Origin of the sequence: Burkholderia sp. E168m22 (assembly GCF_001319805.1) — a bacterium.
Classification (GTDB): Bacteria; Pseudomonadota; Gammaproteobacteria; order Burkholderiales; family Burkholderiaceae; genus Burkholderia; species Burkholderia orbicola.
Genome location: NZ_BBSK01000101.1, coordinates 13,114 through 39,561, shown reverse-complemented (window position 1 = coordinate 39,561; position 26,448 = coordinate 13,114). Strand labels below are relative to the sequence as shown.

Below are 26,448 nucleotides of genomic sequence, written 5' to 3'. Positions count from 1 at the left end.
GCCGCCTCCATTCGGCGGCCAGAACAAACGGATTTCACCCGGGAGCGGGGACGGCGATCATGATCAGGCTGCGTTCGTGGGGTGCGATTCTGTCGTTGCTGATGCTTGCCGCGTGCGCGAGCCTGCCGCCGCAGGCCGACCGCGCGCCGACGCATGCATTCACCGATACCGACGATACGCGCCTCGGCGTGGCATTTCGCCAGCAGGCTGCCGCCCATCCGGGGCAGGACGCATTTCATTTGCTGACCGATCCGGTCGACGCACTGGACGCGCGCGTGCTGCTCGCCGACCGCGCCGAGCGTTCGCTGGACCTTCAGTACTACATCTGGCACGACGACCTGACCGGCCACGAACTGGCCGACGCCGTCATGCGTGCGGCCGACCGCGGCGTGCGCGTGCGCGCGCTGCTCGACGATCTCGGCACCAACGCCGACGACCGCAAGCTGCTCGAGATCAGCGCGCATCCGAACATCGAGATCCGGCTGTTCAATCCGGTGGCGTCGCGCCGGTTCAAGAAGCTCGGCACCCTGTTCGAGTTCTCGCGCGTCAACCGGCGCATGCACAACAAGGCGATGATCGCGGACAACCAGGCGGCGATCGTCGGCGGGCGCAATATCGGCGACGAATACTTCGGCGCATCGTCGATGCTGGAGTTTGGCGATCTCGATGTCGTCGTTCACGGGCCGGTCGTGAAAGACATCTCGACGGAATTCGATACGTTCTGGAATTCGCCGTACGCGTATCCGGTCGATACGCTGGTCGGGCACGATGCGGCGCCGGGCGGCCTCGAGCGCGAGCGAGAACGGTTGCGCGACTACCTGAGGGCCATGGAGGACAATCCGTACGTGCTCGAGGCCCGCCAGCGGCTCGACCGGATCGTCCACGGGCAGGGCACGGAGCTGTCGTGGGGGCATGCGACGGTGCTGTACGACGATCCGTCGAAGATCGCGCATCCGCCGAAGGACCGCGACGGCCACCTGATGCCGCAGTTGCGTGCGCTTGCGTTGCAGCCCCGGCACGACCTGCTGATCGTGTCGCCGTATTTCGTGCCCGGCAAGGAAGTGGTCGAGCGGCTGCGCGCGCTCACGGCGCGCGGCGTGCGCGTGACGGTGCTGACCAATTCGCTCGCATCGACCGATGTGGCGGCCGTGCATGCCGGCTACCGCCGCTATCGAAGCGATCTGGTGAATGCCGGCGTGCGGCTTTACGAGCGCCGGCCCTCGGGCGACAAGAGCATTTCGAAGCAGGTGATCATCGGCTCGTCGCGCGCATCGCTGCATGCGAAGACCTACGTATTCGATCACACGAGCATCTTCATCGGGTCGATGAATCTCGATCCGCGCTCGCTGAACCTCAATACGGAGATCGGCGTTTACTGCGAGAGCCCGGCGATTGCATCGCAGGTGGCCGACGATCTGGAGGCGCGGCTCGACCAGATCGCGTGGCGTGTCGAGGCGAGAACCGATCCGGCCGGCAGCGGGCGCCTCAAGTGGGTTCAGACGGATGCAGACGGGAAGGTCACCGAGATCGATCACGAACCGGAAGTGTCGGCGCCGCGGCGGATGGAAGTGTGGTTTCTCGGGCTGTTTCCGATCGAATCGCAACTGTGAGCGGCACTCAGTGCCGCGCGCGGCGGTGCTGCTCGATGACGTCGGCAAACTGCATCGCCGCTGTCTCGATCGTCGCATCGCTCAGCCCTGAATAGCCGAGCACGAAGCCGTTGTAGCGGCGGCCGTCGCCGATGCAATAGCTGCTCAGCGGTTGCAGCAGCAAGCCGCGGGCGGCGGCCGTGCGCGCGACGTCGGTATCGTGCAGCGGCGCCGCGAGATCCGCGGAAAGATGCATGCCGCCGGGGCTTTCCCGCACGCTCAGCGATGTGCCGAGATGGCGGGCGAGCGCCGCTTCGAGGCCGCCGCGCCGCTCGGCATAGAGCGCCCGCATCTTCCGCAGGTGCCGCGCAAACAGGCCGGTATCGATGAATTCTGCCATCGCCAACTGGTCGGCCGAGTGGCCGCGATGGACGAGTTCGCGCAGCGTGCGCGTGAAGCGGTCGACCAGCACCGGCGGCACCACCATGAAGCCGAGCCGCAGGGCCGGAAACATCGTCTTGCTGAACGTGCCGAGATAGCATACCGGTGCATCCGCATGCAGGCCCTGGATCGCGGGCAGCGGCTGGCCACCGTGACGGAACTCGCTGTCGTAGTCGTCCTCGATGATCCACGCGCCGCATGCACGGGCATGCTCGACGAGCGCCGCGCGGCGCCGCGGGCTCATCAGCGCGCCGAGCGGGTACTGGTGCGACGGTGTCGTATAGATCAGCCGGGGCGGGTGGGTGCGCCACTGCGCGTGGGTCGGCGCCATGCCCTCGCGATCGACCTCGATCGGCACGGGATTCAGGCCGGTCGACCGGAACGCGGTTCTCGCGCCGTTGTAGCAAGGGTTCTCGAGCCAGCCGTATTCCCCGGGATTCGCCAGCATGCGCGCGCAGAGTTCGAGGCTGCTCTGCGTGCCGTCGGTGATGAACACCTGGCCCGTGTCGCAGCGCACACCGCGCGACACGCGGATGTATGCGGCGACCGCGCGCCGCAGTTCGGGCAGCCCTTCGACCGGGCCGTACGCCAGCCGGGCGGGCGTGATGGTCTTCCATGCGCGCTCGATGCAACGACGCCACTGGGCAACCGGGAATTCGTCGAGGGACGGCAGGCCGGGAACGAACGGCAGCATGCGTTCGGGCTCGGGGTCGGCGTTCTCCAGCCCGTGCACGCGCGCCGACAAGTGAACTGGCGCGGGGCCGTCTTCCTTTGCGACGTTCGAGCGGTCGCATCCGTCCCATAGCGTGATCGTGCCGTTGCGCGTGGCCGCCACGAAGCCTTCCTCGGCAAGACGCTCGTACGCATAGACCGCGGAATTGCGCGCGATGCCCAGCTCGGCCGCGAGCACGCGCGTCGACGCGAGCCGCGTGCCGGGCGGGAGGTGCCCGTCCAGCAGCATGTTGCGCAGGCTCCGGTAGAGGGCTTCCTGCCGACTATGCGTTGTCGCGCCGTCCTGTCTGGCAAGCGACGAGATGAGCAGCGCGAGATCCATGGGCTGGTTCCAGAAATTTTCGTTATGCTGGTTCTTTCGAAGAGGCCGCGCGCATCGTATCGTTCACGTTCTCGCGGGGCAGGCCGGCAACGCGCATTTTCAGCGATCGGCGCGACTGGCGGGATGCGCGTATTTTGCTCGATTCGACGAGCGACTGTCGATGGGCGGGGTAGTCGCGCGCTCATGCACGGGTACGGCACGATGCCGATACCATTCATTTCGCAGTACAGATAGATGAACGAAAAGACCGATCTCTCTTCCACGCCGCGTACGACCATTCGCCGCCTGCCTGAACTGGCGAGCCACGATCGCACGATGCTCCACCGCATCGTGGACGAAGCGTATGTCTGTCACATCGCGTTCGGCGACGGGCAGAACACGCACTGCATTCCGACCGCGCACTGGAGAAGGGGCGACGCGCTCTATATCCACGGGTCGAACGGCAGCCGCATGGTCAAGGCATTGTCGGCCGGCGCGCAGGCTTGCGTTGCGATGACGCTGCTGGACGGCCTCGTGCTGGCGAGATCCGCCTTCAATCATTCGATGAATTATCGATCCGCGGTGATCTACGGGCAGTTCGACGTGATCGAAGGCAGCGCGGAAAAACTCGCCGCGCTGGATGCATTGATGGACAAGATCGCGCCGGGCCGCAAGCATGAAGCGCGGCCGGGCAATTCGAAGGAAATCAATGCGACCAGCGTGCTGCGGATTTCGATGGCGGAAGCGGCCGTGAAAATCAGCGATTCGCTGCCGTCCGACAAAGAGGAAGATCTCGGGCTGGCGGTGTGGGCCGGGATCCTGCCACTGAAGACGACACGCGGCGCGCCGGTCCATGCAGACGGCAACGTGGTGGTGCCGGACTACGTCCGGAACTGGGCCGATTGAAGGGCGCGGCGGCGCGTGGCGTGGCGGGCCGTAGCGCCCGCCTGGCCAAGATGTCGGCGTGTCGTGCTTTTACCCCGGCCGATGTTCGCGCGATTCGTGCGGCGGGTGCGACTCGGCCGGATGCGGCGCGTGCGCATGCTCGGGCGCTGCTTGCCGAGGCTGCGGTGCCGCGTGTTCGCGTGGCGGCGCTTCGGGGTGCGGCTGCATCTCCTTGCGTTGTTGCTGTTGTGCTGCCTCGCTCCGCTGCTGTTGCCGGGCCTCGTCACGTTGCTGCGCTTCCACGCGTTGCTGCTGTTGCGCTTCGTCGCGCTGCTGCGCCTGAGCGTGTTCCTGCTGTTGGGCGGCATTGCGTTGCTGCAGCGCTTCGCGCTGCTGGGCCGCGTCGTGTCGCTGCATTTCCGCGCGTTGTTGCTGCTGTTGCTGCGCCGCCGCGCGAGTCTCCTGCGCGGCATGTTCGCGCTGCATCGCCTGCTGCCGCGTGTCGTGCGTCGCACCGGGCGGATGCGGCACAGGCACCTCGGCATGCGGCGCATTCGCGCGATGCTGCGCGAATGCTTCGGGCGCGGGTCGTGCACCGGGGCGCGCGTCGTTTGCACCGAAATGCGGGATCGTCATCGGCGCGGCACCCGGGCGCTGCTCCAGGGCCTGGCCGCGCATCGGCTCCGCGCCCGGCCGGACCGTGTTGCGCTCGATCGTCGTGTTGTTGTTGGTGACGTTGCCGCCGTAGTTGTTCGTGATGCGTGTGTTGCGGATGTTCGTGATGTTGTTGATCACCGTGGTCGACTTCGTCACGTAGGTGGTGTGGTTGTACACCACGGCCGGACGCTGCCAGCCGCCGTGCCACGCCGGGCCTTCGGGGCGCGGTGCGCCCCAGTTCACGCCCCATGCGTGCCAGCCCCAGTCGTGATGCCCGAAGATCGCCGCGCCGACGGCGATGCCGATGCCAAACGTGATCACGCCGGCCGTGACGACTTCGCCGGTGCTGTAGACGGGTGGCCGATACACATAGCCTGGGTAGGACGAAACCGGCTCGCCGTAGACGACGGTCGGGTTGTACGACGGTACGTACACGACATCGGGCTGCGCGGGTTCGATCTCGATCGCCTGCTCGGGCGGCGGCACGATCGCCGGCCCGCTGTAGACCACCGGCGCGTCGGTGGCCGGCGTGTACCCCGCCGGCGCGGCTTGCGCGACTTGCGTGACCCGCATCTGGCCGCTCGAGCGCAGATGGCCGGATTTCTGCGCGCGCTGGCGCATCACCTGGATCGCATTCATCACGTCGGTCGGATCGTTGTAGTACGCCTGTCCGAGCGAGGTGGTCCAGGCCGGGTTCGACGCCATTTGCGACAGCACCGCGGGGAACGCGGTCAGCGCCTTGACGGACGGGTCCCACGGCTGCGCATCGGCGGCGCTCGCGAGCGCCTGGCCCTTCAACGACGGATTTTGCGTCACCCATGTATTGGCGGCCGCTATCTGGTCCGGATACGTTGCGCCCGCGAGCACCAATGCGACCAGCTTGTCGGGGAACAGCGCGATCGGCGCGACCATCTGATAGAGCTGGTCGGCACTCGGCGGCGTGTACGCGACGGGCGTCGACGCGGGCTGTGCCGCCGAGGCGGCGCTCGCATCGCTGGCCGGCGCGGCGGCGCTGCTTTCGTCGCGCTTGTTGCAGGCCGACAGGCCGAGCAGCGACACGATGACGGACGACGCGATCAGCGTCCTGACGGGGCGGTGTGCACGGGCATGGTTCATGTTGTTCGTTCGATGTGGTGACAGCGTTGGCAGGCACGCGGGCCGGGCGATCGGCTCGAACACCATGTCGCGACCGTCCGCGCAGGTTCCGGTGGCATCGGCCGGAGCGGGCGGCTGGATCGTGTTCGCATGGCGGTTGTCCCGCGACGAATCGATACCTTCAGTTAAACGCACGACATGCACGGAAGTTGTCGCGGTGTTGTGTAACAGTGTGTGTGCCTTGCAGTCCGTAAGCGAACAGGCGGGCGCGCGGTAACCGACGTGAAAGTTGTTTGCGCAACGATTGCAAGGTTGGGGGCAGGCGTGATGCTTGCTGCGCGAGGTGAGTGGGCACGGCATGCAAAAAACCCGCGAAGGTTGCGAGGCCTTCGCGGGTTTCTTCAACGCGGTTGAGTACGGCTGCGGCGCACGTGATGCGTTGCGCAACCGTACCCGGTTCGGTCAACGGCCCATCAGCGCGCGAAATCCGACGTGCTCTGGATGAACGTATTCAGCTTCGAGATGTTCACGCTGCCGAAGCCCGTCGTCGCATCCCAGCCGGCCTTCGCCTTGTAGCCGTAAGTGCCGCTGCCGTTGTTGCCGGACGTGACGTCGTGCAGCAGCGCCGCGTTGGTCGGGAAGTACTTGTAGATGCTCGACGCGGGGAACCCGAGCGCGTTGTTGTTGGCCGACTGCAGCCGCGCCCAGATGCCGGTGAAGATCGGCGCGGCGAGGCTCGTGCCGCCTTCGTTGTTCAGGTATCCCGAACCCCACAGCGTGTCCGACGTCTGGCCGTTCACGACGAGAATCGCACCCGTGCGCAGGTCGGCGTCGAAGCCGACGTCGGGCAGCGCGCGCTTGGTCGAGCCGGTGAGGGTCGACGATTGCCACGTCGGCGCGGCCTCGTACTTGCTGTACCCGCCGCCCGTCGACCACACGGTGCCCGGCTGCCAGCTCGGATCGTTCCAGACGATCTCGCTGTTGTACGCATTGGTCGACGTATTGGTGAACAGCGTCGTGCCGCCCACCGCGATCACGTACGGCGACGTGGCCGGCTCGCTCACCGTGTAGGTCGAGCGCGACGGCGTACCGCTCGCGCATTCGTACGCGCCGTGGTCGCCGGCGGAAACGGAGAAGGTTTGCCCTTGCGCGACCGCCTGCTTGAAGATGGTGTCGTCGGTTGCCTGCGAGCCGGTGCTGTTCGCGGACGATTCGCACACGCCGAGCGACACGTTGATCACCTTCGCGACGTTGTCGGTCACGGCCTTGTTGTACGCGGCCGTGATCGCGGTGAGCGTCATCGACGGCGCGACGTAGAACACGACCTGCTTCACGCTGCCGCCGGCCGCGCCGACGATCGACTGGCTGTCGAGGTTCCATTCGACGGTGCCGTCGGTGTCGGTGTACGAACTGCCGGCCGGGCCCGTCTTCACGATGCTGCTGCTGATCGTGCCGAGGCCGTTGTTCGCGGCGAACGTATTGAGGTCGCTCACCGTCTGCGACAGGTCGCCTTCGGAGATGATGCCGACCGTGGTCTGCGAGGCCGTGGGCGTGCCGTCGCCGCCGTAGATCGACGAGAACTCGGTCGGATTGTGCGGCACCGCCGACGCGCCGGCCGGGATCGTCAGGTTGCTGGTGTTGCCTTGCGGCTTGCTGCCCGCGCCCGTATGCACGAGCTCGACGTTCTGCAGGCCGAGCACCGAGCCGACGACGTTGCCGATCGCGTTCGGCACTTGCGCGGCGTCGGTGTTCGCATAGACGCTGCGGCCGTTGCGCGTGAAGCGCTTGAGGGTCGTGCGGAACGCGGACTGGACGGTGCCCGCGGTGCCGGACGCGGAGACCAGCAGCCGGTTCGGCGCGACCACGATATTCACGAAGCCGGCCTTGCGCAGGTGGGCGACGACGGAGGCGACCTGCTGGTCGGTCGGCGCATATTGCGCGGCGAATTGCGCCGGCGTGAGGAACTGCCGGTAGTGCGGCGAGCCGGGCGTATGCAGGTCGCGCAGGTACTGGTCGAGCTGGGCTTCGTTGCGCAGGTTCAGCCCGAGCACGATGTCCACCGATTCGCCGGGCGCCATGTCGATCGCGGAGGCGGCAGCGGCTGCCGTGCTCGCCGCGGGCGCGCCGGCCGTACCGGCTTCGTTCTGCTGCACGAGCGGCAGGAAGCCCTTGGTGTGCGTTTCCGTCCAGCCGGCCGCGGGCGCGGCATGGGCGGTCGCCATGCCGAACGTCGCGGCTGCTGCTGCGGCGAATGCGAGTTTGACGACGCGAATGTGCTTTTGATTCTTGTTTGCAACCTGATTCATTTGAATTACCCCTCCGGTTGAACAACGAACGGCACGAACAACAACGGTCGACAGCGGTGCGGGTCATGCACCGCCGCTTTCTGTCGCATGCGGGCGGATGGCACGGACGCGACAGGGCCTTTCGCCCGATCCGGAAAGCGGTTTTTCTCCGGAGGCGAAATACGGAAAACGCGGTAACGGGAAAGCTGCGCCGCAGGGCGGGGCAGTCGCGCCGGAGTCGGCGCGGGCGGGATTGCTAGAGCAACAGCTTCGTTGTCCTGCTCATTTGATTCGATCCTTCGGCCCGCTGCCGGATGGCAGCCGTCCATTGAAATGCATCGGGATACTGCACGCGCCGGCGGGCGAACGCATCATTCGGCGGCGCGTACTTCGGTGCAGCGGAAGCGAAAAAACGTGGAGCGGAATCGTTTGCGTGGCGGGCAATCCGTCGGATTGCTTGCATCGGACGGTATCAAGAACGAAAGCGCGGTGTCAAACTTTTTTTGATTATATGAAATAAAATTAAATCGGATAAACCGCAATGATTTTGAAAAGATCGGTGGCTTTTTGTAATGTTCGAAACCGGTAACGCAGGTAATACCGAAAGCGACTTCGCCGATCCTTTCCGATGCGTATTGAAACGGCTGTTCGTTATCGAGGAAATGTTCGAATCGCCGGCGCCTGTCGTTCGGTTACCTGAAGGTCTTCGACACACCGGAACAGCGCGTCGACATGCTGAAGCAGCGCGTCGCGCGAGGAAGCGTCCGCATCATCGGTGGCGAGCGCCTTGATGGCGTCGAGCCGCGTTTCGAGTTCGGCGAGGTGGGTGAGCGTGACGCGACTGCTGCTGGCGACGGTGGCCGTCGCATCGGAAGGATTCGTGGATTTCATCGAGTGAGTCATCGCATTGAAGTGGTCGATGAAGCGCGCGAGGTCGGCCGGGCAGCCGTCGCGGGAAACCGTGCGCGCCGACGGATCGCCGGCCACGATCCGGCCGGCGGTGTCCGCCATCGCGTCGAGCGTCGCGAGCATGCGGCGGAGCAGCCTGAACAGGTCGAACGCGGCGGCCAGCAGGCAGACGAACAGCGCCGTCGCCAGCACCAGGTAAGTGGACGCACTGCGGAGCATCGCGTCGGCGCTCGCGTCGTGCGGCAACGCGGCCGGCGCATGCAGTGCATGGACGACGAACGCAACGGTGCCGGCGAGCAACACGACGACGATCGCGGCGAGGCCGATCGTCTGCCCGATTTGCCGACCGGGCCTGACCGGCGGCGTCACTGCACGCCCCGCAGCCGGTAGCCGACGCCGCGCATCACTTCGGGCATGCCCGGTGCGCCGGCCTGTTCGAGTTTCTTGCGCAGCCGGCAGATGTGGCTGTCGACCGTGCGTTCCAGCGCGCTGACGTCGGCCATGCACGCGTCGAGCAATTCGCCGCGCGTGAACACGCGGCTCGGCGATCTCGCCATGTGCGCGAGCAGCCGGAACTCCGTCAGCGTCAGTGTGATCGGCACCTCGGTGCCCGCTGTGCGCACGCGGGCCAGATAGCTGTCGGTGTCGATCTCGAGGTCGCCGACGCGCAGCATGCGCAGGGTCGGCGGCGCGGCGGACCGGCGCAGGATCGCGCGCAACCGCGCGACGACCTCGGCCGGGTTGAACGGCTTGACGATGTAGTCGTCCGCGCCGGCGTGCAGTGCCTGCAGCCGGTCGAGATCGCGATCGAACGCGGTGAGGACGACGACGGGCGTGTTGTCGCGCCGTCGCAGTTCGGCGAGCACGTCCCAGCCGTTCTTCCGCGGCATTTTCACGTCGAGCAGGATCAGGTCGGGCTTCAGGTGCGGCTGCATGTCGAGCACCGCTTGCCCGTCGGCGACGCGGTAGGTGCGAAAGCCGTCGTGTTTCAGGTACGCATCGAGGATGTCCGAGATGTCGGGCTCGTCTTCTGCAATCAGTATCAGGGAATTCGTCATGGAGTGTGCCGTGCTGTGTCGAACAAGCGGGGCGGCTCGTTGCCGGGCCGGAGCGCACCGTTTCGCCACGCTGCCGCGCGGGACGGAACGGCGCCGTTCGTTCAGTTCTGCATCACGCGCTTCGACGGTGCGACGTCCTGGTCCGTCAGGCCGCCGCCGAGCGCCTTGTACAGCGCGACGGCATTGCCGAGCTCGCTGCGGCGCAGATCGAGCAGCGCCTGTCGTGCCGCATAGAGCTGCCGCTGCGAATCGAGCAGCTCCAGCCGCCCCTCGACACCCGCGCGATAACGCAGGTTCGACAGGTCGGCGCGGCGTTCGGCCGAGCCGACCACGCGCGTTTGGGCTTCGATCTGACGGCCGAAGGTTTCACGTCCGGCGATGCCGTCGGCCACTTCGCGGAACGCGGCCTGGATCGCGCGTTCGTACTCGGCGACCGCGCTGGACTTGCGCACTTCCGCGAGACGCAGCTCGGCACGCAGCCGCCCGCCCTGGAAGATCGGCACCGTGACCTGCGGCGCGAAGCTCCATGCGCGCTGGCCGCCGTCGAACAGGCTGCCCATCGCGGGGCTGAGGAAGCCGATCGACGACGTCAGCGACAGGCGCGGGAAGAACGCGGCGCGCGCGGCGCCGATGTCCGCATTCGCGGCGACGAGATTTTGTTCGGCCTGCTGGATATCCGGGCGACGGAACAGCAGTTCGGACGGCAAGCCGGCCGGCAGTTGCGTCATCACCGGTTGCTGCTGAAGCGGCAGCGGCTCGGGCAGATCCTTCGGCAGCTCGGTGCCGATCAGCAGGCGCAATGCATTGCGTGCCTGCTCGACGGCGCGCGTGCGCGCTTCGAGATCGGCCGTCGCGCTCGCGACCTGGCCTTCGGCCTGCGCGATGTCGACGCCGCTCGCCTGATGCGCTTCCTTCAGGCGGCGTGCGAGATCGAGCGACTGCTGCCAGTCGGCGAGCGTGCGTTCGGACAACTGGCGTTGCTCGTGCGCGAGGCGTTCCGCGAAGTACGCGTCCGCCACGCCGCCGACGAGCGAGATCTGCACCGCGCGGCGGCCGTGATCGGTCGCGAGGTAGCGCGCGAACGCCGCATCCGACATCGATTTCACGCGGCCGAACAGGTCGATCTCGAACGCGCTGATGCCGACGTTGACGCCGTACTGGTTCTGCGTCGCGCCGAACAGCGGCGGATTCGACTGCGTGTCGTCCGACGTACGCTGACGCGTGAAGCTCGCGCCGGCGCCGATCGACGGCAGGCGCGCGGCACGCTGGATGCCGTACTGCGCTTCGGCGGCCTCGACGTTCAGCGCGGCCACGCGCAGGTCGCGGTTGTGCTCGAGCGCGAGCTCGATCAGGCGTTGCAGGCGGCGGTCGCCGAACATCGTGCGCCAGCCGAGGTCGGCGGCGTTCGCGTCGGGATTGGCGGCAGCGGCGGCGGTGTAGGCCGTCGGCACCGGCATCGACGGTTTGACCAGCGTGGGCGCCAGCGAGCAGGCCGACAGCGCGAGGACGAGGGGAAGAATAAGCAATCGCATGGCATCAACCTTCCTGTTCGTGAGTCGGGGAAGCCGGCTGCTTGCGGGAAGCCCGCCATGCGCCGATACGCTCCTGGATACTCATCACGAACACAAAGAAAACAGGGACGAAGAAAATGGCCAGCACCGTGGCGGTCACCATGCCGCCGAACACGCCAGTGCCGATCGCGTGCTGCGTTTCGGCGCTGGCGCCGGTCGCGATCATCAGCGGCACGACGCCGAGGCCGAACGCGAGCGAGGTCATCAGGATCGGGCGCAGGCGCAGCTTCGACGCCTGCACGGCCGCTTCGATCAAGCCCTTGCCTTCCTCGCGCAACTGCTTCGCGAACTCGACGATCAGGATCGCGTTCTTCGCGGACAGGCCGATCACGGTGATCATCCCGACCTTGAAGAACACGTCGTTCGGCATCCCGCGCAACAGCACCGCACCGATCGCGCCGATCAGGCCGAGCGGCACCACGAGCATCACCGACAGCGGGATCGACCAGCTTTCGTACAGCGCGGCGAGCACCAGGAACACGACGATCATCGACAGCACCATCAGCATCGGCGCCTGCGACGCCGACTGGCGTTCCTGTAGCGACTGGCCGGTCCACTCGACCGCGAAGCCCGGCGGCAGTTGCGCGGCGAGCCGTTCCATCTCGGCCATCGCCGCGCCGCTCGACTGGCCGGGCGCCGCGTTGCCGGCGATACGCGCGGACGGATAGCCCTTGAAGCGCACCATCTGCAGCGGCGTGTCGGTCCACACGGGGCGCACCACCTCGGACAGCGGCACCATGCCGCCGGCCGCGTTGCGCACGTACAGCTTCATCACGTTGTCGATCTGCATGCGTGCCGGCGCGTCGGCCTGGATGATCACCTGCTGCATGCGGCCTGCGTTCGGGAAGTCGTTCACGTAGGTCGAACCCATCGCGGTCGACAGCGTGTCGCTGAGCGTCGTGAACGACACGCCGAGCGCCTGCGCCTTCGCGCGATCGATCTCGAGGCGGATGCTGGTGCCGGCCGGCAGGCTGTCGGGGTACACGCCGGTCACGACCTTGCTTTGCGCGGCGAGTTCGAGCAGCTTGACTTCCGCTGCCTTGAGCGCCGCCGCGCCCTGGTTGGCGCGGTCTTCCAGACGCATCGAGAAGCCCGAGCTGTTGCCGAGTTCGTCGATCGCCGGCGGCAGCAGGCTCATCACCGTGCCTTCGGTCACGCCGGCCATCGCCTGCTGCGCGAGCATGCCTTCCTCGATCGTCGACGCGCCGCCACGGTTTTTCCAGTCCTTCATCACCGACCAGTTGATCGCCGCGTTCGAGCCCTGGCCCGAGAAGCCGTAGCCGATCACGGAAATGCTCGACTGGATTGCCGGACGCGAAGCAAGATGCTTCTCCAGCGTCTTGACCACGTCGTGCGTACGCTCGGCGGTAGCGTCGGCGGGCAACAGAAAGCTGGTGATGAAGTAGCCCTGGTCTTCGTCCGGCAGGAACGACGACGGCAGGCTGCGGAAACCGAGCACCAGTGCACCCGAAATCGCGACGAACACCAGCATCACGCGGCCCGTGCGACCGACGAGGCGGCCGACGCGCGTCTCGTACCATTTCGTCAGGCGATCGAAGCGGCGGTTGAACCAGCCGAAGAAGCCGCGCTTCTCGTGATGACCCGCTGCGATCGGCTTGAGCATCGTCGCGCACAGGGCCGGCGTGAGCGTCAGCGCGAGCAGCGCGGAGAACAGGATCGACACGGCCATCGACAGCGTGAACTGCTTGTAGATCACGCCGACCGAGCCGCTCGCCATCGCCATCGGCAGGAACACCGCGGTCAGCACCAGCGTGACGCCGATGATCGCGCCGGTGATCTCCTTCATCGCCTTCGACGTCGCGTCCTTCGGCGACAGTCCTTCCTCGGCCATCAGGCGTTCGACGTTCTCGACGACGACGATCGCATCGTCGACGATGATGCCGATCGCGAGCACCATGCCGAACATCGTCAGCACGTTGATCGAGAAGCCGGTCAGCAGCATCACCGTGAACGTGCCGAGCATCGCGACCGGCGCGACGATGGCCGGGATCAGCGTATAGCGCACGTTCTGCAGGAACAGGTACATCACGAGGAACACGAGCACCATCGCCTCGAGCAGCGTGTGCAGCACTTTCTCGATCGAGATCTTCACGAACGGCGACGTGTCGAGCGGGATCGAGTAGCTCATGCCCGACGGCATCGACTTGCTCAGTTCGGCCATGCGGGCGCGGATCGCGTCCGCGGTCTTCACCGCGTTGGCACCCGGCGCGAGTTGCACGCCGGCGAGGGTGGCCGGCTTGTTGTTCTCGCGGCTCACGAACGTGTAGTTCTGCGAGCCGAGTTCGACGCGGGCGACGTCGCCGAGCACGACCTTCGAGCCGTCCGCATTCGCGCGCAGCACGACCTTCGCGAACGCTTCCGGTGTGGTGAGCTGACCTTGCGCGGTGAGCGGCACGGTCACGCGCTGGCCCGGCAGCGCGGGCAGCGCACCGAGGCTGCCCGGTGCGATCTGCACGTTCTGCTGCCCGATCGCGGTCGTCAGGTCGCTCATCGACAGGCCGAAATTGATCAGCTTCTGCGGATCGACCCAGATGCGCATCGCGCGCTCCGAACCGAACTGCAGCACACGGCCGACGCCGTCGATGCGCCGCAGTTCCTCGGAGACGCTGCGCGCCATGTAGTCGGCGAGCGCGCCTTCGTCGAAGCGGCCGTTGTCGGAGCGCAGGCTGACGATCATCAGGAACCCTGACGACGCGGATTCGACGATTAGTCCGTTCTGACGCACGGCGGCGGGCAGGCGCGGCTCGACCGACTTGATCTTGTTCTGCACGTCGACCTGCGCCATCTCCGGATTAGTGCCGGGCTTGAACGTCACGGTGATCTGTGCCTGGCCCGAGGTATCGGCCGACGATTCGAAGTACAGCAGGTTCTTGACGCCGGATAATTCGCGCTCGATGAGGCTCAGCACGCCGTCGTTCATCGTCTGCGGCGTGGCGCCCGGGTAGCTCGCGGTGATCGTGACAGACGGCGGCGCGACCGACGGGTAGCGCGCGACCGGCAGTTGCGGGATCGCGATCAGCCCCGTCAGGATGATGAAGAGCGCGATCACCCACGCAAACACCGGGCGTCGGATAAAGAATTCAGCCATGGCTGGAGGCTCCTCGTGACTCAGTGCGCGGACGCGGTGGCGACCGCGTCAGGCGACTTCCAGTCGGTTGCGGCAGCCGGTGCGCCGTCGGTCAGGCGCTCCATGCCTTCGACGACGATCTTCTGACCGGCCTGCAGGCCCGATTTGATCCGATAGCTGCGGTTCGTCAGTTCGCCGACCTCGACCGCTTTCAGACGAGCGGTACCTTTCGCGTCGAGCACCCACACCTGCGGCTTGCCGCCGGCGCGCACGATGGCCTGTTGCGGCACCATCACGGCGTTGGCGTAGTGCGCGCGCGGAATCCGGGCACGCACGTACATGCCCGGCAGCAACTGGCGTTTCGGGTTGTCGACCAGCACGCGCAGCAGCACGTCGCCGGTGCCCGGATCGACGTTGACGCCCGAGAACAGCATGCGGCCGCGCACGTCGTAACGCGTGTCGTCGTCGCGCAGCACGTCGACCGGCAGGCCGTTGCCGTCCGACGCTTGCGGCTGCGACGCGAGCGCGTCGCGCAGCGCCTCGAGCGAGGCGGCCGGTTGCCGCACGTCCACGTAGACCTGGTCGATCTGCTGGATGCGCGCCATCGGCTGGCTGTCGCTGCTCGACACCAGCGCGCCTTCGGTCACGAGCGCCTGGTCGATGCGGCCGGCGATCGGCGCTTCCACGGTCGCGAACTTCAGGTCGAGCTGGCGGCGCGCGAGCGTCGCGCGGGCCTGCGCGACGTCGGCCGCGGCCTGGTCGCGTTGCGATACGGCGTCGTCGTACACCTGGCGGCTGATCGCGTCGGCCTCGACGAGCGGCTTGAAGCGCGCCGTCTGCACCTTCGCGCGCTCGAGCGCGGCCTGCGCACGCTGCAGCGAGGCGGCAGCCGTGTCCATCTCCGCCTTGAACGGCGCCGGATTGATCTGGAACAGCGGCTGGCCGGCGCGCACTTCGGTGCCTTGTTCGAACAGCCGGCGTTGCACGATGCCGCTCACCTGCGGCCGGATCTCGGCCACCCGCACGGCCGCGACGCGGCCCGGCAGGTCTTCGGTCACGTCGACGCGCGTGGCGGCCACCGTCATGGCCGCGACCGGGGTGGCCGGGGCGGCGGCCTGCTGCTCGGACGGTCCGCACCCCGCCAGCATTGCCGCCACCAGCGCGCATACGGCACCGTGGCAGCATCGTTTCTGATTCTTCATAGCGACTCCAGGAAGCGCAGGCAGCCCACTGCCTGCTTTGACGGGGCGGAGTGTGCTTGGATTAGTTGGGGGCTTTGATGCGGAAAGATGGAGATTCGATGGAGGCGGCGAAAGGCGCCGAAAGGAGGGGATGAGCCGAAGCGGAATGCTCGGACGAACAGGGTGCGGCGCGGTGTCGGGCGCGCGGTGTTTCGGCTCGATGCGCGTGTCGGCTCGCGCTGGTGGTTAAAGATCGAGCCGGCAGGGGGACCGGGGGAACTGCACGACGAGGCGCGGTGCGTCTGCAGCTGGCTGGCCATGACGGGGCCGCTGGGCGCACACGTGCACGACATGGCGCCGGCATCGCGCGATGGCGACGTGGATCGGGTCAGCGAATGGGGCGCGCCATTTGACGCGCGGGCGCGCTACGGTTTGGCGCCGGCATTTCGCAGGGCGTCCGCCGCATACGTGTTGTCGTGCGTCAGCGCGAGTTGAAGCAGCGACTGGCCGCGCCGGTCGACATGGTTCGGATTCGCGCCATGCGCGACGAGCAGCGGAATCAGCTCGAAGCGGTTGAACAGCGTCGCGAACCCCAGCGCGGTTTCGCCGGCGCCGTTCGTCTGGTCGATCGGGCAGCGCGTGTCGATCAGGCGTCGCGCGATGTCGGGCTCGTTCCGGAAGAGGGCGCCCATCAGCGCCGTGTTGCCGTGACGATCGCCGACGCACGCATCGGCGCCGACCGACAACAGGTAGTCGAGCGCCGCGGGCTGGCCGTCGTACGACGCGAGAATCACGGCCGTATAGCCGTGGCTGTCGGTGGCGTCGACCGGATAGCCGGCATCGTGCAACGCGCGCAGGATATCGACGCGGCCGACGCGCGCGGCGTCGAACCAGTCGCCGTCATAGCGGCGCAGCGCGGCAGGGTCGGCCTTGCCGTACGTCGGCTGGTCGGGCAGGTGCGCGCAGCCGGCGAGCGCGGCCAGCGCGAGCGCTGCCACGGCCGCACGGATCGTGTGGGGGAAGCGTTCGGATCGCATGAGGGTGTCCTGATGAAGTGGCCGGGCCGACGTGCGCGGCGCGTGTCGCACACGTCGGCAGCGACCGGAGTCGCGGGGATCAGTTGTCGCTCAGCTTCGCCGCGAGCGATTGCACTTGCTGGACGTTCGCGTGAACGGCCTGTGCGAGACGCGTACCGTAGTCTGCGTCGGCCTTGTAGAAGTACGACAGCATCGCGTACTGGTTCTGCGCATTCTTCACCTGGCCGAGGTCGCCGGACAACGCGGTGACGAGGTCGTCCTTGTCCTGCTGCGACAGGCTACGGTAGTACTCGCCCGCCTGACGGAACGGCAGCTTCTTGCGGATCGCTTCCTGCTGCGTCGTGCCGCTGAGCGTCATGCGGACCGACTTGTACTGCGGGTCCTGCGCGAGTTCGTTCAGCGTCGACGGTTCGTAATTCACCTCGCCCTTGCGGTCGCCGGCGTTCATCTTGCCGTCCTGGTTGTTGTTGACGACCGGCACAACGGGGCGATTGATCGGCAAATCCATGTAGTTCGCGCCGAGCCGGTACATCTGCGTGTCGGCGTACGCGAACAGGCGATCCTGCAGCATCCGGTCCTCGGACGGCTCGATCCCCGGCACGAGGCGCGACGGTGCGAAGGCCGATTCCTCGGTCGACTGGAAGTAGTTGTCGGGCACGCGATTGAGCGTCATCGTGCCGATCTTGCGTTCAGGCACGCCGGTCCACACCTTCGTATCGTCGAGCGCATCGAAGTCGAAGCGGTTCAGATCCTTCGGCGTGAGCACCTGCACGTACAGGTCCCACTTCGGGAAATCGCCCTGTTTGAGCGCGCCGTACAGGTCGTTCGTCATCAGGTTCCAGTCGCGGCCGATCGACGCGGGGATTTCTTGCGGGCGCAGGCCGTGCACGCCTTGCTGGCTCTTCCAGTGGAACTTCACGTAGTGCACGTCGCCTTGCGCATTGACGAACTTGAACGCATGCACCGCGAAGCCGTCCATGCGGCGATACGAATCGGGCATGCCCTCGTCCGTGTACAGCCGCGTCAGCATGTGGGTCGCTTCGGGCGTGTGCGCGAAGAAGTCGAACGCGAGGTTCGGGTCCTGCACGCCGGTCACGGCGCTCGGCTTGTTCGCGTGCACGAAGTCGGGGAACTTGATGCCGTCGCGAATGAAGAACACCGGCCAGTTGATGCCGACCATGTCCCAGTTGCCCTGCTGCGTATAGAACTTCACCGCGAAGCCGCGCGGGTCGCGCGCCTGCTCGGGCGAGCCGCGATAGCCCATCACGGTGGAGAAGCGCACGAATACGGGGGTGCGGGTGCCCGGCGTGAAGACTTTCGCTTTCGTCAGGTCGGAGATGTCGGCGCTCGGCACGAACTCGCCGAATGCGCCGGTGCCGCGCGCATGCACGACGCGCTCGGGAATGCGTTCGCGATCGAAGCGCTGCAGTTTCTCGATGAGCGCGGAATCCTGCAGCAGCACCGGGCCGGCGGGGCCGGCCGTCTGCGAATTCTGGTTGTCGCCGACGGGCGCGCCGGTGTCGCGCGTGAGTTCGGCGGCGTACGGAGAGGCGGAGAGTGCCACGCAGATTGCGGCGACTGCGTGCCGCAGCACGCGATGGGAAGATGAGGACATGACGATGGAACTCCTTGAATCCGATCGGTGGTGGGGAAGCCGACTGAATTAGAAGAGATCGTCAGACGATTGGCTAATTGATATTCGATATGTTTTCGATAGCCGTGGGGTCGATGCGGCGCGAGCTCGTTCGTTGCGCAAGAAACGAAGCGGGATTGTTGCGCGCGCAATGAGTTATTGCTGGATTGTTTCAACGAGCATGATGCATTGGTCGTGCATGATTTGCGGCGGTGCGTCAACCGGCGCTCGTCTGCCAGCCGAGCCCGAGGCTCTTCTGCACCGACACGTAGTTCTTGATCAGTTCGGCCTGCCCGGCGATCACGTTCTGCTGCGCGGCGAACGCTTCACGTTGCGTATCGAGCAGGTCGATCATCGACGCGACGCCCGCGCGATAGCGCTGGTCCATCAGCGCGCGCGAATGAACGGCCGACGTCTGCACCTTCGTCAATGCGACGACGTGCTCGCGCTGATGCCCGTAACGCTGCAACGCGGTGTTGGCATCCTGTAATGCACCGAGCACGGCCTTCTGATAATTCGCCTCCGCTTCATCGCGCGATGCTTCTGCCGCGCGTACCGCGCCACGCGTGCGTCCGAAGTCGAGAATGTTCCATTGCAGGTACGGCGCACCGACCCACGTGAAATTCTGCTTGCGGAACAGATGGCCCGGGTCCGTCGCGCTGAAGCCGAGATCGCCGAGCAACGTCACCTTCGGAAAATAGTCGGCGACATGCTCGCCGATCTGCGCATTGCTGGACGCAAGCCGGCGTTCGGCCGCGCGAATATCGGGGCGCTGTTTCAGCAGCGTGGCCGGATCGCCGATCGCGACGCTGCCGGGCAGCGTCGGCAATGCCGCGTCCGGGGTCGACAGCGCGGCGTCGAGCGCGCCCGGCGCGCGGCCCGTCAGGATCGCGAGCCGGTCGAGCGATTCGGTCACCTGGGCGTCGAGCGGGATCAGCGACGCGCGCGTGTTCTCGACCTGCGTCGTCAGTCGCTCGATGTCGGCATCGGCCGCGACGCCGCGCGCGCGGCGCTGCTGCGTCAGTTCGAGCATCTGCTGTTGCAGTTGCGCGGTGCGCTTCGACAACGCAAGTCGTTGCTGCTGGTCGCGCAGGTCGACATACGCATTCGCGACTTCGGCCGCGATCGACACCTGCGTGTCGGCGAGATCGGCATCGACCGCTTCGGCCTGGGCGGATGCGGCTTCGACCGCGCGGCGCGTGCCGCCGAACAGGTCGATTTCCCACGTCGCGTCGAAGCCCGCCGAATAGAGTTGCAGCGGCCCCGAGCCGCCGAGCGACGGCGACGTGCCGCCCGATTGCTCCGAGCCGTTCGACGGCAGCAGCGAGCCGAGCGCGCTGACGTCCGGCTCGCGCATGCGGATGGCCGCGACGGTGGCCGACGATTTCGGCATCTGCGCGGCGCGCTGTTGCGAGAGCTGTGCGCGTGCCGCGCGCAAGCGGGCCTGCGCGGCGTGCAGATCGGGGTTGTACACGAGCGCGGCGACGATCAGCGCGTCGAGCTGGCGATCGTTCAGTGCATGCCACCACGCGCTCGGTGCGGGCGACGCGGTGTCGACGCCAGTGGCCGGCGCACGCACGAAGGTCGATGCATCCGGTGCGGCGGGCGCGCCGTGGTAGTCGGGGCCGACCGTGCAGCCGGCGAGCAGGCACGCGGCCGCACACAGGGTGAGCGCGGGGCGGCGGGGCAGGGAGAAGGGTTTCATCGCGTATGACGGGTCAATGGCCGGACGACATCGGTTGCGGCCCGCGCGGCGTTCTCAGCAGCAGCGCGAGCGGCACGCAGGCGAGCAGCGCGAGGCCCAGCAGATAGAAGGTTTCGGAATAGGTCATCACGACGGCCTGGATCTGGATCTGCTGCGCCAGCTGACCGAGGGCGCGCAGGTTCGAATACGCGAGATCGCCGGTGTGCGCGAACCAGTTGGCCGCATAGGCCGACAGGCGATCCTGCCCGATCAGCGAGTTCGCGGTCACCGATTCACGCAGCGCGGCCGTATGGAAAGTCGTGCGCCGGTCGATCACGGTGCCGATGATCGCGAGCCCGATCGAGCCGCCGAGGTTGCGCGCCATGTTGTAGAGCCCGGCCGCATCGCCCGAGTCTTCGCGCGCGACGGCCGCCATCGACGCCTGGTTGAGCGGCATCATCGCGAGCATCTGCGCGAGGCCGCGGATCAGTTGCGACCATACGAAATCGTGGCCCACGCTCTGTGCGGTCAGGCTGATGTCGAGCATGCAGCTCAGGCAGAACAGCAGCAGCCCCGTGATCACGAGGATGCGGAAATCGACCTTGCCGAGCAGGCGCGGCAGGATCGGCATCACGAGAAAGGCCGGCAACCCCGACAGCAGCATGATCGCGCCAGCCTGTTCCGCGTTGTAGCCGGCGACGATCGCGAGGAACTGCGGCAGCAGGTAAGACACGCCGTACAGCCCGGCGCCGACCGCGGACACGATCACGATGACGCTCGCGTAGCGCGGGTTGCGCATCAGCGACAGCCGCATGATCGGCCGCTTCGCGAAGCGCTGCGACAGCGCGATCAGGACCATCCCGATGAACGACACGATGCTCAGCGTGACGATCATCTGCGATTCGAACCAGCGTTCGCGCTGGCCTTCCTCGAGCACGACGGTCAGCGAGCTGAGGCCGATCGCGAGGCCGAGGATGCCGAGCCAGTCCGCGTTGAAGAATGCGCTCCATTGCGGGCGGTCCGACGGCAGGCCGAACACCAGCAGGGCCATCAGCAGCAGGCACACCGGCAGGTTCAGGAAGAAGCACCAGCTCCAGTTCACGTTTTCCGCGAGCCAGCCGCCGAGCACGGGGCCGAACAGCGGCCCGAGCAGCACGATCAGGCCGAACAGCGTCATCCCGACCGGCAACTGCGACAGCGGCAATCGCGTGCGGATGATCGTCTGCGCGGTCGGAATCAGCGCGCCGCCGGTGAAGCCCTGGCCGATCCGGCCCGCGATCATCATCGGCAGCGAATGCGACCAGCCGCACATCATCGAGAATGCGATGAACAGCGCGGAGTTCGTCAGCAGGAAATTGCGCAGCCCGAACACGCGCGTGAGCCAGGCGGCGAGCGGGATCATCACGATTTCCGACATCAGGTAGCCGGTCGAGATCCACGTGCCTTCGGTGCCGGTCGCGCCGATTTCGCCCTGGATCTGCGGCAGCGCAGAATTCGTGATCGAGATGTCGAGCGTTGCCATCAGCGCGCCGAGCGCGCCGGCCGCGACCGCGATCCAGTCGGTCACGCTCGCGCGGCCTTCATGCGGCGGCAGGGGGATCGTGGCGGGCGTATCAGCCATGATGCTGCTCGTCGCGGGCCGAGCGCGTATCGACGTCGACCGTCACCGACAGCCCGGGCAGCAGCATGCGTTGCGCGCGGGCGTTCGCGGCGAGACGGATGCGCACCGGCACGCGCTGGACGATCTTCGTGAAGTTGCCGGTCGCGTTCTCGGGCGGCAGCAGCGCGAACTGCGCGCCGGTGCCGGGCGCGAAGCTGTCGACGACGCCGGACAGCGGGCCGTCCGGCAGCGCATCGACGTGCAGCTCGACGGGCTGGCCGATGCGCATGTTGCCGATCTGCGTTTCCTTGAAGTTCGCGACGAGGTAGATCGAATCGACCGGCACGACGGTCAGCAGGCGCGTGCCGGGCTGCACGTATTGCCCGACGCGCACCGTGCGATCGCCGACGCGGCCCGCGAGCGTGCTGCGCACGATCGTATTGTCGAGGTCGAGCTGCGCCTGCGCGGCGCTGGCCTGCGCGGCCTCGAGCTGCGCGCGCGCCTGCTGGAGCTGCGCGGTGAACGACGCGATCTGCGTGCGTGCGGCGGCGATCGACGCGTTGTTCGCGGCGAGTGTCGCCGCCGCCTGGTCGCGCGTGCTTTTCAGATCGGCCACGCGTTCGTGCGTTTCGGCGCCGGTCGCCGCGAGCGGCGCATAGCGCGTGTACTCGTCGCTTGCGTGCTGCGCGTTGATGCGCGACACCTTCGCCTGCGCGTCGGCCTGCTCGAGATTCGCGCGCTGCTGGCTGATGTCGGCTTCGGCGCGCGCGATATCGGCGCGGCGGGCGTCGACGGTCGCCTGCGCTTGCGCGAGCGCCACCTGGTACTGGCGGACATCGAGCCGCACGAGCGGATCGCCGGCCTTCACGGGCTGGTTGTCGCGCACGTAGACGTCGGTCACGTAGCCGGCGACCTTCGGTGCGGCGGTCATGCTGTCCGCCTGCAGGTACGCGTCGTTGGTGCTTTCGATGAAGCGGCCGACCGTCCACCAGCGGCCGAGCCAGACCGCGCCGCCGACGGCCGCGAGCACGGCGACCACGAGCAGGATGCGCCGCCTCGTTCCGCCGTTGCCGTTGCGCGGCGTTGTTTTGTTTTCCTGACGATCTGCTTTCTGTGGCGGGTCTTGTGGCGTCGACATGCGTGATCCAAATTATTCCAAGTGGAAGAATTATTCCAGTTGATAAAATTGTGTCAAGTAGAATGTGGATCGATCGAATGACGAGGAAGGCATGAACGAAGCGAAGAAGCTGCGCCGCACGTCGGCGGGCGGCTACGCGCGCGGCGACGAGACGCGCCAGCGGATCATCGAGGCGGCGATCGAACTGTTCGGCGAACGCGGGTTCGCGGGCGCGTCGACGCGCGAGATCGCCGCGATGGCGGGCGTGAACGCGCCGGCGCTCCAGTACTACTTCGAGAACAAGGAAGGCGTGTACCGCGCGTGCGTCGAGACGATCGCCGAGCACGGCTGGCAAGTGTTCGCGCCGGCGGTCGGCCATGCGCGGGCGATGCTCGACGGCCATGCGAGCGTCGATGCGCTGATCGATGCGTTCATCGGGCTGCTGCGTGCGCTGTCGGACCGGATGTTCACCGCGCCGAAGACGATGAACCAGCGGATGTTCTTCGCGCGCGAGCAGGGCGGCCAGGAGCCGGCGAGCGCGAGCGAGATCCTGATGACGCGCATGCGCAAGCCGCTGAACGACGTGAGCGCGGAATTGATCGGCCGCATCACGGGGCGGCCGGCCGACGATCCCGTCACGCGGTTGCGCGCGCTGAGCCTGTTCGGACAGATCACGGTGTTCCACATCGCGCAGCGTTCGGCGCTGCAGTTGCTCGAATGGGAGGCGTTCGAGGGCGAGCGCGCGGCGCTGGTGACCGACACGATTGCCGACCAGACGCGCGTGCTGCTCGAGCAATGGCATGCGCAGCGCGATGCGCATGCCTCCAGCGCGGAATCCGCTGCAAAGCGGGCGCAGGGTGCCGCGGCGAAACGACGTGCGGCGAAGCCGGGGGCGGTTCCGCCCGCCGCGAAAAGCACGACGCGCGTGAAGAAGCCTGCCGCGCGTTGAGCGCGGCGGGTCACCGGCTGGGGGCGATCAGCCTGGCTTGCGCTCCGCTCCGTCGGGCGATGGCGACGGCGCTGCCGTCTCGGCGGCATTCCGCGTGTCGGGGCGCGGGTCGTTTTCCTCGCTGCCGACCGGCCGCGATCCGTCCGCATAGGCGACGACGCTGCGCTGCGGATTGGCGATCCGGATTCCGCGTTCGCGGAACGTTTCCGCGATCCGCCGGTTGAATTCGCGCTGCACGCCCCAGCGTGCCGAGTCCGTACATTGCATCTGCCCGGCCAGCGCGAGCGCCGCGCCGTCGACCTGATCGATACCCCAGTAGCTGAAGTCCGACAGGATGCCGTCGTGGTATTTCGGATCGTCGCGCAACGCGGCGCCGATTTCCTTCAGCGTCGCGATCGCGCGGTCGATGTCCTCGCCGTACGCGATGCTCACCTTGACGGCCGCGTTGCCGAGCCCGCGATTCGTGTTGTTGACGGTCGTCACCGAGCTGAACGGGATCGTGTACAGCGACCCGTCGCCGGCGCGCAGCCGCACCGTGCGGATCGACAGGTATTCGACCGTGCCCGACACGCCGGCGAGCGTGACCCAGTCGCCGACCTGCATCGCGTTTTCCATCAGCAGGAAGATCCCGGTGATGAAATCCTGCACGAGCTTCTGCGACCCGAAACCGAGCGCGACGCCGAAGATGCTGGCGCCGGCCAGCAGCGGGCCGACGTTGACGCCGAGCTCGCTGAGGCCCGTCAGCACGACGACGAGCGCGATCATCACGAACAGCAGCGAGCGCAGCATCGGCAGCAGCGTGCGCAGCCGCGCGGCGCGCACCAGGTTGCCTTCGCGCGTCCAGCGCTGCAGCCGGCGCTCGATCGCGATGTTGGCCGCCTCCCACACGACGAGCGCGACGATCGCCGCGATCGCGATCGTCACCAGCGCGGACGCGAGCCGGTGGCCGATCGTGCCCGTCTCGAACGCGCGGAAGATCGGCACGCCCCAGATCTGCAGCAGCAGCACGACGGTCACGATGCCGATCGCCCCCGACACGATCTGGCGCAGCAGCGGGTAGTAGCGGTACGCGTGCAGATGAACGAGCGTACGGTCGTCGTCGCGGCGCTGGAACAGCCGCGCGAGCGCGCCGAACACGACGATCGACACCATCCGCATCGCGATCATCACGGCGATCGAGCGGCCGCCGAGCGTGATCAGCACGCGATAGCCGTTGTGGACGTCGAGCGCCCACACGAACCACAGTGCCATCACGATGAAGACCGACACGGGCGCCCACGCGTCCGCGAGCGCGTTGCCGACGACCGTGAAGGCCGGACGATCCGCGCCGGCGGCACGAATCCGTGCCGCGACCGGCCGGCGACACTGCAGGATCAGCACCGAGATCATCACGTGCCCGACGAGGGCGACGGCCTTCAGCAGCGCGACATGGCCGGCTTCGCTCAGGCCGAAGTTCGCGGCAATCTCGACGGCCGCCGTGCACGCGCCGACCACGATCACGATCCGTGCGATCGAGCGTTGCACGAAATCGGCCCATGCGTCGCTGATATGCAGCAGCCGCAACTGCCGCGCATCGGGCTGGAAGAACAGCCGGCTGACGATCGTGATGAGTCGGCAGATCACGTAGGTGTCGATCAACGCTTCGAGCGCGGCTTCGATCGGCGTGTCTGCTTCGACGAGCACCGACATCGTCAGGCTCGCGACGCCGACGAACACGAGCAGCGGCACCGCGCGCAGCGCGAGACTGACGAGTGCGCGCGGCATCCGCTGCAGCAGCGTGGTGTGCCGGCGGGCGTGGCCTCGGCTTTGCGAGGATGCGGGGGTGGCGCCTGCGGTGTCTGCGGCTGCGGTGTCGGGTGGGGTGGACGTATCGGGCGGCGGCGCGTGGACTTCGTCCGACGCGGCGGAATCGGATGCGGTGTGGCGCAACGTGTCGGCGCGGCGCGCGGCCACCGTGGCCAGCGCGCGTCGCAGCAGCCGCTTCGCGAGCCATTCGACGATGAGCGCAGGCAGCAGTACCGCGACGAGGATGCCGAGCGTGCGAGTGAGATCCGCGCGCTGGTCGGCGCTGACGAGCTTGTCGTGCCACCAGCTTCCCACCGAACCGATATCGAGCAGCGAGCGCAGCGATTCCTGCAGCGCGTTGCCGATCTGCGTGGCCCAGCGCGATCCCTGGCGGACGAGCATCGAGGCGAGCCCGTTCGACGTGAGCGCGGCCGGCGCCGCGGCAGCCGAGGCGCCGCTGGTGGCAGGCGCCGCGCTGGCCGGCACGGCGGGCGCGCTCAACGCGCCGACGGCCGCGATCGCGCGCAGCGTCGTTTCGACCTGCGCGCGATCGCGCGGGTTTTCGAGCACGTTCAGTGCCTGCCGCGCCTCTTGTGGCGTCAGTGCGGGCGCGGCGCCGGAGGCGGCCGACGCGGCGGCCGGAGCGGGAGCGGCCGCGTGGGCGGCCGACACGACGGCGGCGAGCAGCCAGCCGAGGAGGATATGTCGCATGGAGTGGGCATGCGGGTGCGTCTCGTCACGCGGCCCGCGAGGCTGAATGATGGACGGAAGTTAACATGATTGCGATCGCGACCGAATAGTTCCGTCGCCGGCTATTCGGATCGGGCATGAGCGGCGCGACGCGGGTGTCC

At 67.2% G+C, this 26,448-nt stretch carries 17 protein-coding genes; 3 read left to right on the top strand and 14 right to left on the bottom strand.

Annotated elements, in window-relative coordinates; translation table 11 throughout:
* Positions 1-59: 59 nt before the first annotated feature.
* A complete protein-coding gene (locus AP428_RS22745) occupies positions 60-1,610 on the top strand; it encodes a phospholipase D family protein (RefSeq protein WP_011548144.1) in 1,551 nt (516 codons plus the stop codon).
* A 7-nt stretch (positions 1,611-1,617) separates the two neighbouring features.
* Here AP428_RS22745 and AP428_RS22740 read toward each other — a convergent pair whose 3' ends face one another.
* Positions 1,618-3,084 carry a PLP-dependent aminotransferase family protein gene (locus AP428_RS22740; RefSeq protein ID WP_011548143.1) on the bottom strand — a complete coding sequence of 489 codons (1,467 nt, stop codon included), beginning with the start codon at positions 3,082-3,084 and terminating at the stop codon, positions 1,618-1,620.
* A gap of 234 nt (positions 3,085-3,318) precedes the next feature.
* Between AP428_RS22740 and AP428_RS22735 the strand changes: the two genes are divergently transcribed.
* Complete coding sequence (locus tag AP428_RS22735) at positions 3,319-3,969, top strand: pyridoxamine 5'-phosphate oxidase family protein (protein ID WP_011694689.1); 651 nt, start codon at positions 3,319-3,321, stop codon at positions 3,967-3,969.
* Between the two features lie 69 nt (positions 3,970-4,038).
* On the opposite strand, the gene AP428_RS22730 is transcribed toward AP428_RS22735, so the two are convergent.
* The 12 genes from AP428_RS22730 to AP428_RS22675 form a co-directional block, all read right to left on the bottom strand.
* Complete coding sequence (locus tag AP428_RS22730; RefSeq protein WP_011548141.1) at positions 4,039-5,721, bottom strand: DUF3300 domain-containing protein; 1,683 nt, start codon at positions 5,719-5,721, stop codon at positions 4,039-4,041.
* Positions 5,722-6,173: 452 nt separating this feature from the next.
* Complete coding sequence (locus AP428_RS22725) at positions 6,174-8,006, bottom strand: protease pro-enzyme activation domain-containing protein (protein ID WP_011548140.1); 1,833 nt, start codon at positions 8,004-8,006, stop codon at positions 6,174-6,176.
* Between the two features lie 630 nt (positions 8,007-8,636).
* Positions 8,637-9,140: a histidine kinase gene (locus AP428_RS22720; protein ID WP_226292253.1), complete on the bottom strand. Its 504-nt coding sequence runs from the start codon at positions 9,138-9,140 to the stop codon at positions 8,637-8,639.
* 119 nt (positions 9,141-9,259) lie between these two features.
* Positions 9,260-9,952: a response regulator gene (locus tag AP428_RS22715; protein WP_011548138.1), complete on the bottom strand. Its 693-nt coding sequence runs from the start codon at positions 9,950-9,952 to the stop codon at positions 9,260-9,262.
* Between the two features lie 101 nt (positions 9,953-10,053).
* Positions 10,054-11,484 (bottom strand): efflux transporter outer membrane subunit, encoded by a 1,431-nt coding sequence (locus AP428_RS22710; protein ID WP_011548137.1) that lies wholly within the window; start codon positions 11,482-11,484, stop codon positions 10,054-10,056.
* 4 nt (positions 11,485-11,488) lie between these two features.
* On the bottom strand, positions 11,489-14,632 hold the full coding sequence (locus AP428_RS22705) for an efflux RND transporter permease subunit (protein WP_011694690.1): 3,144 nt from the start codon (positions 14,630-14,632) through the stop codon (positions 11,489-11,491).
* 20 nt (positions 14,633-14,652) lie between these two features.
* Positions 14,653-15,813, bottom strand: coding sequence for an efflux RND transporter periplasmic adaptor subunit (locus tag AP428_RS22700; RefSeq protein ID WP_011548135.1), 1,161 nt, complete (start codon positions 15,811-15,813; stop codon positions 14,653-14,655).
* A gap of 404 nt (positions 15,814-16,217) precedes the next feature.
* The gene (locus AP428_RS22695; RefSeq protein ID WP_011548134.1) at positions 16,218-16,829 is read right to left on the bottom strand and encodes an ankyrin repeat domain-containing protein; all 612 of its coding nucleotides are present in this window, start codon (positions 16,827-16,829) and stop codon (positions 16,218-16,220) included.
* 79 nt (positions 16,830-16,908) lie between these two features.
* Positions 16,909-18,444, bottom strand: a complete 1,536-nt coding sequence (locus AP428_RS22690; protein ID WP_011548133.1) for a catalase — start codon at positions 18,442-18,444, stop codon at positions 16,909-16,911.
* A 235-nt stretch (positions 18,445-18,679) separates the two neighbouring features.
* Positions 18,680-20,167, bottom strand: a complete 1,488-nt coding sequence (locus AP428_RS22685) for an efflux transporter outer membrane subunit (protein ID WP_011548132.1) — start codon at positions 20,165-20,167, stop codon at positions 18,680-18,682.
* A 13-nt stretch (positions 20,168-20,180) separates the two neighbouring features.
* A complete protein-coding gene (locus AP428_RS22680; RefSeq protein ID WP_011548131.1) occupies positions 20,181-21,767 on the bottom strand; it encodes an MDR family MFS transporter in 1,587 nt (528 codons plus the stop codon).
* A complete protein-coding gene (locus tag AP428_RS22675; protein WP_011548130.1) occupies positions 21,760-22,884 on the bottom strand; it encodes an HlyD family secretion protein in 1,125 nt (374 codons plus the stop codon). Before AP428_RS22675 ends, AP428_RS22680 begins: the two co-directional genes overlap by 8 nt.
* A 91-nt stretch (positions 22,885-22,975) precedes the next feature.
* Here AP428_RS22675 and AP428_RS22670 point away from each other — a divergent pair, with 91 nt between their 5' ends.
* On the top strand, positions 22,976-23,812 hold the full coding sequence (locus AP428_RS22670; protein ID WP_011548129.1) for a CerR family C-terminal domain-containing protein: 837 nt from the start codon (positions 22,976-22,978) through the stop codon (positions 23,810-23,812).
* A gap of 27 nt (positions 23,813-23,839) precedes the next feature.
* Here the strand turns inward: AP428_RS22670 and AP428_RS22665 are convergent, their stop codons facing one another.
* A complete protein-coding gene (locus AP428_RS22665) occupies positions 23,840-26,308 on the bottom strand; it encodes a mechanosensitive ion channel family protein (protein ID WP_011548128.1) in 2,469 nt (822 codons plus the stop codon).
* Positions 26,309-26,448 lie beyond the last annotated feature (140 nt).

Bases quoted from the DNA above. Each gene is read 5' to 3' on its own strand.
- AP428_RS22740 (WP_011548143.1), bottom strand. From the start codon at position 3,084: ATGGATCTCGCGCTGCTCATCTCGTCGCTTGCCAGACAGGACGGCGCG.
- AP428_RS22730 (WP_011548141.1), bottom strand. From the start codon at position 5,721: ATGAACCATGCCCGTGCACACCGCCCCGTCAGGACGCTGATCGCGTCG.
- AP428_RS22695 (WP_011548134.1), bottom strand. From the start codon at position 16,829: ATGCGATCCGAACGCTTCCCCCACACGATCCGTGCGGCCGTGGCAGCG.
- AP428_RS22745 (WP_011548144.1), top strand. From the start codon at position 60: ATGATCAGGCTGCGTTCGTGGGGTGCGATTCTGTCGTTGCTGATGCTT.
- AP428_RS22710 (WP_011548137.1), bottom strand. From the start codon at position 11,484: ATGCGATTGCTTATTCTTCCCCTCGTCCTCGCGCTGTCGGCCTGCTCG.
- AP428_RS22680 (WP_011548131.1), bottom strand. From the start codon at position 21,767: ATGGCTGATACGCCCGCCACGATCCCCCTGCCGCCGCATGAAGGCCGC.
- AP428_RS22725 (WP_011548140.1), bottom strand. From the start codon at position 8,006: ATGAATCAGGTTGCAAACAAGAATCAAAAGCACATTCGCGTCGTCAAA.
- AP428_RS22690 (WP_011548133.1), bottom strand. From the start codon at position 18,444: ATGTCCTCATCTTCCCATCGCGTGCTGCGGCACGCAGTCGCCGCAATC.
- AP428_RS22670 (WP_011548129.1), top strand. From the start codon at position 22,976: ATGAACGAAGCGAAGAAGCTGCGCCGCACGTCGGCGGGCGGCTACGCG.
- AP428_RS22665 (WP_011548128.1), bottom strand. From the start codon at position 26,308: ATGCGACATATCCTCCTCGGCTGGCTGCTCGCCGCCGTCGTGTCGGCC.
- AP428_RS22705 (WP_011694690.1), bottom strand. From the start codon at position 14,632: ATGGCTGAATTCTTTATCCGACGCCCGGTGTTTGCGTGGGTGATCGCG.
- AP428_RS22715 (WP_011548138.1), bottom strand. From the start codon at position 9,952: ATGACGAATTCCCTGATACTGATTGCAGAAGACGAGCCCGACATCTCG.
- AP428_RS22700 (WP_011548135.1), bottom strand. From the start codon at position 15,813: ATGAAGAATCAGAAACGATGCTGCCACGGTGCCGTATGCGCGCTGGTG.
- AP428_RS22735 (WP_011694689.1), top strand. From the start codon at position 3,319: ATGAACGAAAAGACCGATCTCTCTTCCACGCCGCGTACGACCATTCGC.
- AP428_RS22685 (WP_011548132.1), bottom strand. From the start codon at position 20,167: ATGAAACCCTTCTCCCTGCCCCGCCGCCCCGCGCTCACCCTGTGTGCG.
- AP428_RS22675 (WP_011548130.1), bottom strand. From the start codon at position 22,884: ATGTCGACGCCACAAGACCCGCCACAGAAAGCAGATCGTCAGGAAAAC.